The 7113-nt window shown below is 68.8% G+C and carries 8 protein-coding genes and 2 tRNA genes; 2 read left to right on the forward strand and 8 right to left on the reverse strand.

What is annotated here, in order from left to right:
- The 3 genes from VNN10_12120 to VNN10_12130 all read right to left on the reverse strand — a co-directional run.
- A partial coding sequence (locus VNN10_12120; protein HXH22766.1) for a nitronate monooxygenase occupies nucleotides 1-252 on the reverse strand: 252 nt, incomplete at its 3' end.
- A 114-nt stretch (nucleotides 253-366) separates the two neighbouring features.
- Nucleotides 367-1266 carry an FAD-dependent thymidylate synthase gene (gene thyX, locus VNN10_12125; protein ID HXH22767.1) on the reverse strand — a complete coding sequence of 300 codons (900 nt, stop codon included), beginning with the start codon at nucleotides 1264-1266 and terminating at the stop codon, nucleotides 367-369.
- A gap of 208 nt (nucleotides 1267-1474) precedes the next feature.
- Nucleotides 1475-1741 (reverse strand): hypothetical protein, encoded by a 267-nt coding sequence (locus tag VNN10_12130; protein ID HXH22768.1) that lies wholly within the window; start codon nucleotides 1739-1741, stop codon nucleotides 1475-1477.
- Between the two features lie 114 nt (nucleotides 1742-1855).
- Between VNN10_12130 and VNN10_12135 the strand changes: the two genes are divergently transcribed.
- Both VNN10_12135 and VNN10_12140 read left to right on the forward strand, forming a co-directional pair.
- A complete protein-coding gene (locus tag VNN10_12135; protein ID HXH22769.1) occupies nucleotides 1856-2524 on the forward strand; it encodes a VOC family protein in 669 nt (222 codons plus the stop codon).
- A gap of 71 nt (nucleotides 2525-2595) precedes the next feature.
- A tRNA-Asn gene (locus tag VNN10_12140) sits at nucleotides 2596-2671 on the forward strand.
- Between the two features lie 72 nt (nucleotides 2672-2743).
- Here VNN10_12140 and VNN10_12145 read toward each other — a convergent pair.
- From VNN10_12145 to sat, 5 genes are all read right to left on the reverse strand, one after another.
- Nucleotides 2744-2817 (reverse strand) — tRNA-Gln (locus tag VNN10_12145).
- 14 nt (nucleotides 2818-2831) lie between these two features.
- The gene (locus tag VNN10_12150; GenBank protein HXH22770.1) at nucleotides 2832-3155 is read right to left on the reverse strand and encodes a hypothetical protein; all 324 of its coding nucleotides are present in this window, start codon (nucleotides 3153-3155) and stop codon (nucleotides 2832-2834) included.
- Nucleotides 3156-3187: 32 nt separating this feature from the next.
- Nucleotides 3188-4693: a hypothetical protein gene (locus VNN10_12155; protein ID HXH22771.1), complete on the reverse strand. Its 1506-nt coding sequence runs from the start codon at nucleotides 4691-4693 to the stop codon at nucleotides 3188-3190.
- A 69-nt stretch (nucleotides 4694-4762) separates the two neighbouring features.
- A complete protein-coding gene (locus VNN10_12160) occupies nucleotides 4763-5914 on the reverse strand; it encodes a hypothetical protein (protein ID HXH22772.1) in 1152 nt (383 codons plus the stop codon).
- Between the two features lie 3 nt (nucleotides 5915-5917).
- Complete coding sequence (sat, locus tag VNN10_12165; protein ID HXH22773.1) at nucleotides 5918-7078, reverse strand: sulfate adenylyltransferase; 1161 nt, start codon at nucleotides 7076-7078, stop codon at nucleotides 5918-5920.
- Nucleotides 7079-7113: the final 35 nt, after the last annotated feature.

Here is a 7113-nt window from a genome sequence, read left to right on the forward strand (position 1 = left end):
GTTCCCGGGCAGCAGTATGTCCACGCCGAAGGGCTTGCTGGTCAGCTTGCGGATCTTGGCGCACTGCTCGTGGATCTGCTCCGGCCCGAGCCCGGCCGCGCCGAGGACACCCAGCCCGCCTGCCTCCGAGACCGCGGCAACAAGCTCCGCGAGCGCCGAGCCGCCGCTGCCCGCGCCCATGCCCGCAAGGATGATGGGGTACTCGATGCCGAGCATGTCGCAGAGAGGAGTGCGGAGGACGGGCCTGGCCATGTTCGGGCCTCCCTGGGGTTGGTGCCGAGATTCTAACCCTCGCACCCCCGTGCGACAACGCCGGGGGCCGCCATCCCACGAAGTTCTAGGCCAGCAGACTGCGGCTCTTCCGCCTCAAGTCAGCTTCTCCCGGCCCGGTATCTCTTCCAGCTCGATCAGCTGGTAGTCCGCCTCGTCAAGCGGCTCGTCCGTGCCCGGCTCCGGGGTCCGCACGCGCACCAGCTCGCCCCGCCGGAAGGCGTTGTACATCTCGAAGAGGTCGCGCTTGTGCGGCCGTTTCTTGCCGATCGGGCAGGCCGCCCAGGCCTCGTAGGGCTCGTCGCAGTAGCCCGTGCGGTGCTCACCGCATTTCGGCTGGATGTAGATCCCCAGCTCCGGGAAGCGGCGCAACACCTCGGCGCGCATCATCGCCACAACCTTGCGGAACTCCCACTGCGCCCGCGTGCACAGCCTGAGGTCTGCGATGTGCAGGAGTTCCAGGAAGTTCACCGTCACCTTGAAGTTGGTCTGCGTCGCGTTCGGCAGGACGAAGCGGGCGTCCTCCGCCGGCACGCCTGCCTGCACCATCTCGTCGTACAGGGCTGCCAGCCGGTCGTACTCCTGCTCGACCTTCGCTGCAAAGCCGCGGCGCTTCAGCGACTCCGGCATCACGTAAGGGAACTCGCCGCCCTTGAACGTGACGTAGCGCTGGCTCTGCTGCTCGAAGCTGATCCCCATGCGGTGCCGGACGAACTGGTGGCTGAACGCCCGCGACACGCCGGCGATCGCGAATTCGAACCACACCTGCTCCAGCGGCGAATTGTGCCCGACCTCCATGCGCTCCTCGATGAACTTGAGCATCTGCTCGCGCGTGATGCGCTCCTCCCGGATGCGCCGCTCGATGGTCGTCGGCCGCAGCGACGAGTACGCCACCCTGTACGCCAGGTACAGCGACTTGATCGGGTCCTTCGTGTAGTCGAGGAGCTTTACTTCGATCCCCCGCTGCGGCGGGCGGACTTCATGTGTTTCGTTCATGGCGGGGCCTCATGGCAGCAAAGTACGACTCTATTGTGACCCCCAGAGGATAGCCCCGAAAGGTGGCGGCGTGAATGGCCACGCCATGCCCTGCCGGCCGCGCACTCGTCGGCGCCGCAGACTGGGGTGCCACCCCGCGCATGCCCCGGCGACGACCGTCGCAACGAGAAATGCTGAACTGCTGAACTGCTGAACTGCTGAACGCGCGCTACCACATGCGCTGGTAGTCGAAGCCCTCGCGTCGCCGGCGCTGCCAGCGCTCCGGCTCCGGCAGCGGGATCAGGTGCGCCTGCGGGTGCGGCTCCCAGAGCCCGCAGTTCGTCGGCAGGTCCTCCAGGAAGGGGCCGATGCAGTCCTTGCCCTCGCGCACCGGATGCTGGCAGAGCATCACGATCGGTTCCGGCCGCCCCGGCTCGATCGTCCGCTTCAGCCACTGGCAGTGCACGGCCAGGTGCGGCCTGTCCTGGTTGCTCACCCGGGAATGATAGCATCGAGGCGGGCCAGCCCCGAAAACACCATTCCCCGGCGCGGCTCCGGCGTCGAAGCGACGCGCGAGCGGCCCTGATTCTTCCGGAAAACGGAGGGCGGCATGAGCGGTGAGATCAGCCCCGAGCGCTTTCACGAGTCGGGCGGCGCCGAAGACTGGCGGGTCGTCGGCGATGGCGCCTGCGCTTTCTTCCGCACGGCGTCGTTCGCGGCCGGCGCCCGGTTCGTGCAGGCCATCTGCGACCTCGAAGGGGTCGCAGACCAGAAGCCAGACATCGACCTGCGGTACGACGGCGTCACAGTGCGCCTGGTCACCAGCAACGAGAGCTATTACGGCCTGACCGAGCGCGACCTCGAGATGGCGCGGCGCATCTCGGCGCTGGCGAGGCAGCTCGGCCTCGCAGCCGACCCGTCCGCCGTGCAGAGCATCCTCATCGTCCCGGGCGCGCGCTCGGCGGCCGAGGTCATGCCGTTCTGGCAGGCCATCCTCGGCTACGAGCGCCGCCCGGACTCACCCGGGGAGGACCTTGTGGACCCCCGCAGGCGAGGGCCGGCGCTCTGGTTCGAGGACATGAGGGAGCCCCGGGCGGACGGCGGCGGCGCCGTGCACGTCGCCGTCTGGGTCCCCTACGAGCAGGCCGGACCGCGCCTCGCGGCGGCCCTCGCGGCCGGTGGCCGCATGGTGCGCGACACCTTCGCCCCGGCCTGGTGGACGCTGGCCGACGCCGCCGGCAACGAAGTCGACATCTCGACGACTAAAGGCCGCGCCTGAGCGGCAAAGCTCCTGCCCGGTGCCCGAACTTGAAGCGCCCCGCAGGCCTTCGGTTACAATAGCAGCGGCATTCCCCGATAGCTCAATCGGTAGAGCGGGCGGCTGTTAACCGCTAGGTTCGAGGTTCGAGTCCTCGTCGGGGAGCCATTCACCGAAGCCAAAACGCGGCGACCCTGGCAGGTCGCCGCGTTTACTTTACTTAGACCCTGACCCCGCGCATGGTTGCCGGGCCAGGATTCGAACCTGGACAAGAAGCTCCAAAGGCTCCTGTGCTACCGTTACACTACCCGGCAGGGCAAGGTTCGGCTCAATTATAGCCCTGGTACGAACGCCCTCGGCGCCGCCGCGAGCGCTCGCCCGTCTTCACCTCCGCCGCGTCGACACCCGGTAGCCGCAGGTCTTCCGGCGAAGCGCTGCGCACCTCCGCCGCCAGCGGCACGCATACGAGCGCGATGACGAGGCCCACCAGCATCATCTGGTGCGGCGGCGCAAAGACGATCGCCCGCAGGGTCATCGAAGGCTCAGTCAGCGCCAGCCGCGCCAGCGTCCAGACGAAGCCGAGCAGGAATACAGCCGGGCCAACGGCCAATAGTATCAGCGCCCGGCGCCGCGGTAGGTCTTCCGCCTCCATGGCGCGCATTATAGCCATATGCGGGAGCGCCCTCAGTCCGGCAGCGTCACGCGGAACGCGAACACCCCCGACTGCATGTCCGAGATGAAGACGCGGCCTTCGTGCACCTTCACGCCCCATGCGCCCTGGAAGGTCCGCCGCTCGTCGGCCGCCGGGACCGTGTCGAAGTGGGCGACCTCTCGCGGCCTGGCAGGGTCGCGCAGGTCCACGACACGCAGGCCGTCCAGGTAGTACGAGACGTAGGCGAAGTTGCCGACCACTTCCAGGTTGTGGATCGACGCGCCGCGACGCGTCTGGTAGCGGCCCACGACCCTCGGGCTCCCGAGGTCGGTGACGTCCAGCACCGTCATGCCCTGGTCAAACCCCTCGTCGTTGTGGGCGTAGTACAGCTTGCCGCCTACCTCGAAGGCTGCGCCGGAGTGGCTCAGGGTGTTCTCCCAGGTGATGGACCCGAGCAGCCGCACCGACTTCGCGTCCGTCAGGTCCACGATGAGCAGCCCGGACCGCAGCGACGCCAGGAAGCCGATGCGCTGTCCGCCTCGGTCTATCACGGTGATGTCATGGAAGCCGTCCAGCACGTCGGGCACGGGCCGGAGGTAGCGTCCGATTTCCCTTGGCGCCTCGGGGTTCGAGACGTCGATGATCCGCAAGTCGGTCGAGGGATGGGACTGGTTGACGGCGTACAGCGTGAGGCCGTCCCGGGACAGCGTCAGCGTGTGCACGTTGGTGAAGGCCTCGCGGCTGTTGTCGCCGGCGTCGACCATCACCTGCGCCGCGAGGCGCGGCGATGCAGGGTTGCGCACGTCGAAGACGACGACCCCGCGTGTCGTCGTAGCCACGTAGAGGTACCCGCCCCGCGCCGTCACCTCCTGCACCGCTGTCGGCCCGCGCCCGGCGGCGAGGTTCGCGTTCGCGATGCCCAGGCGGGCGCCGGTAGAGGCCTCCAGCAACTCCACGACGCCCGCGGAGTTCGGGGCGAAGACGACGCCGTCCGCAGCCCAGATGCCGGTGTTGATCGAGCGCTCGAAGGAGTTCGGCCTTCGCCACAGGAGCTCGACGTTGAGCGACGCGGGCTCGTCCCGCTCCTCGACGCGCAGCAGCCGCTCTCGGAGCACCTCACCGTCTTTCGTCAACTCGATGTCGAGCTTGTCGTCGTCGCGGATGACGGCGCGCAACCTGTTCCCTCCCCCTCCCGAACAAGAAGAGAACTCCCAGGCCGTCTCGCGCCGCTGGGGCGCGCATGCGAATGGCTCACCCCCGGCCTCAAAAGTCCAGGCATCCGTCTCCGGGTCCGGCCCGGGTATGACCCTGACCTCGAAGAAGGCAAAGGGGGCGCGGAAGCGCTTCAGGCCCCAGCGGCTGGGGCCGGCGCTCACCGGAGGCGCCGGCCGCGCCGCCGGCGTCGCGGTGGGCGTCAGGGCCGGCGGACTCGGCGGCGGCGTCCCGGCTTGTGGCGGTGAACTCGTCTTCCCGCTGCACGCCGAGAGCGCAAGGGCCAGGAGCAGGATGGCCGGCGTGGCCGCTGCGGGGGTCTTCACTGCGACCAGCCTAACCGGCCAGACAGCCGTGCGGAAAGCCCGCGGCGGGGTCTCGGCCAGACGAGGCGATCAGGCCAGGATCAGCAGGGCCGGGGTGAGAGCGAAGCAGGCGATGAAGGCCGCCATCCCTCTTCGGCTGGTCGATACATGGTGCGCAGCCCACAGGATGGCGCGCGTGTAGGGCTCGTAGGCCAGGCCCAGGACGGCGAGGGACAGCAGGCCGCCGGCAACCATCTCTGTGAAGACGATCGTGAAGGCGCGCGGCGAGTCCAGGAGCAAGGCGGCGAACATCGTATCGATCCAGGTCGCGACGTTCGCGCCCATGACGTAGGGAATGACCCGGTCGCGTCGCACGTAGCCCTTCAGGGCCAGCGGCACCAGGATCGTGACCGATAGCGAGACCGACAGCGTGATCAGCGTCACGAGGGACCCGAAGGCGAACATCGCGTACTTTTGCTGTAGCGCCCTCGACATCGCCTCGAACCGCCGTCCCGGCCGGTCGAGGTCGGGCAGGACGCGGTCGAACAGCGTGAAGCTCGCGACCAGCACGCCGGCCCCGGTGAGGAAGACCAGCCAGCGGCTCAGGTTCTCGCGCGCGCCGTCCACGGCGAAGCCTGAAAGAAAGTCGACAGCGGAGGTAAGGGCCACAGGGCTCTCGAAGCGGACGCCGTCCAGCAGCCCGCGGTCCAGAAGTACCAGCCCCACGGGCACCACGGGCAGCCAGAGAGTGAACGCCGTTAGCATGGCCACCACGCCGATGTATAGCCCGTCCGGGTTGCGGCGGCCGCGCACGTAGGAGATAAACCCTACCACGAGCACGATGAGGGACGCCCCGAGGCGGGAGCCGTTGATCATCGCGAACGTCTCGAGGTCGCTCGTGGCCCCGCCCGAGTACAGGCTCAGAGCCACCGCGGCGACGGGCGAGCCGCTCATGACGGCGTAGGCGCCCGCCCAACCGGCGCCGAGGTGGCCCGCGATGCCGTCCGCCGACAGCGAATCGAGGACCGGGCGCAGCCCGCCGGCGCCCGTCTTTATCAGCTGCAGCGCGACTACGAACAGCCAGACCGCTGCCAACACGATCGCGGCACGCAGCGCCCCGGCGAGGACAGCCCGTCTTACAAAGGCGAGGTCGCGCAGGGCAGGTCTTGCGCCGGCCGCGAGTGCCCCCGCGCGCTCCGCCGTTCGCGCCTCATCGGACGGCATGGCGTCCGCGCGCTCCACCGGCTATCCGCTCCGGTAGGCGTCGATCAGGACCCGCGCGACCTCGGGCCGGCTGAACTCCGGGGGCGGCATCTCCCCCTTCGAAAGCATCTCGCGCACCCGCGTGCCGCTCAGGGAGACGTGGTCCTCGTCCGGGTGGGGACAGGTCTTGGCCGTGGCCATGGAGCCGCAGTTGCGGCAGAAGAAGCTGTTCTCGAAGAACATCGGCGTGATCCCGAGGTCGTCGGGGCCGAACTCCCGGAAGATGTGTTGCGCGTCGTAGGTGCCGTAGTAGTTGCCAACGCCGGCATGGTCGCGCCCAACGATGAAATGCGAGCACCCGTAGTTCTTCCGCACGATGGCGTGGAAGATCGCCTCCCGTGGGCCCGCATAGCGCATCGCGGCGGGGTTCACCGACAACAGCACGTGGTCAGCGGGGTAGTAGTGCTTCAGGAGGACCTCGTAGCAGGCCATGCGCACGTCCGCCGGGATGTCCCCGGCCTGCGTCTCCCCGACGAGGGGGTGCAGCAGCAGCCCGTCCACGATCTCCATCGCGCACTTCTGGATGTACTCGTGCGCCCTGTGCACGGGATTGCGGGTCTGGAAGCCGGCCACTGTCCGCCAGCCGCGCTCGCGGAACGCGGCCCGCGTCTGCGATGGCTCCAGCCGGTACGCCTGAAAGTCGTCATGAGGCACGCGGCGAAACAGGCGCACGGGTCCGCCGAGCAGCACCGGCGCCTGGGCATACACCGCGGCCACGCCGGGGTGCGCCTCCTCTGTCGTGCGATAGCAGAGGCGGGCCTCCTCCTCTTTGTCGTAGTCGAACGCCTCGCGCACCTCCATCACGGCGTAGGCGGCGCCGTCCGTGTCCGTCAGAGTGATGAGCTTGCCTTCCGCTTCGCGGGCGAACGCGGGCTCGGCCGGCAGAACGACAGGCAGCGACCAGGCGAGGCCGTCCGGCAGGTGCATGTCGCGGACAACGCGCACGTAGGCTTCGCGCTCCATGAAGCCGGTCAGGGGGCTGAAGCCGCCGACCGAGAGGAGTTCGAGGTCCGACAGCGTCCGCGCCGAAAGCGCGAGCCGGCGCAGAGACGCCGCCTGCTCCTCCAGGCGCCGCGCCTCGTCGCCTTCGGCGATCAGGTCTACGAGGGTGCCGCCGTGCGGCGGTATCAGTCCGTCTTCCATGGATGACTCCCGGCGTTCATGGTGCGGCGGGTCGC

It is taken from the genome of Dehalococcoidia bacterium (assembly GCA_035574915.1).
Classification (GTDB): domain Bacteria; phylum Chloroflexota; class Dehalococcoidia; order DSTF01; family WHTK01; genus DATLYJ01.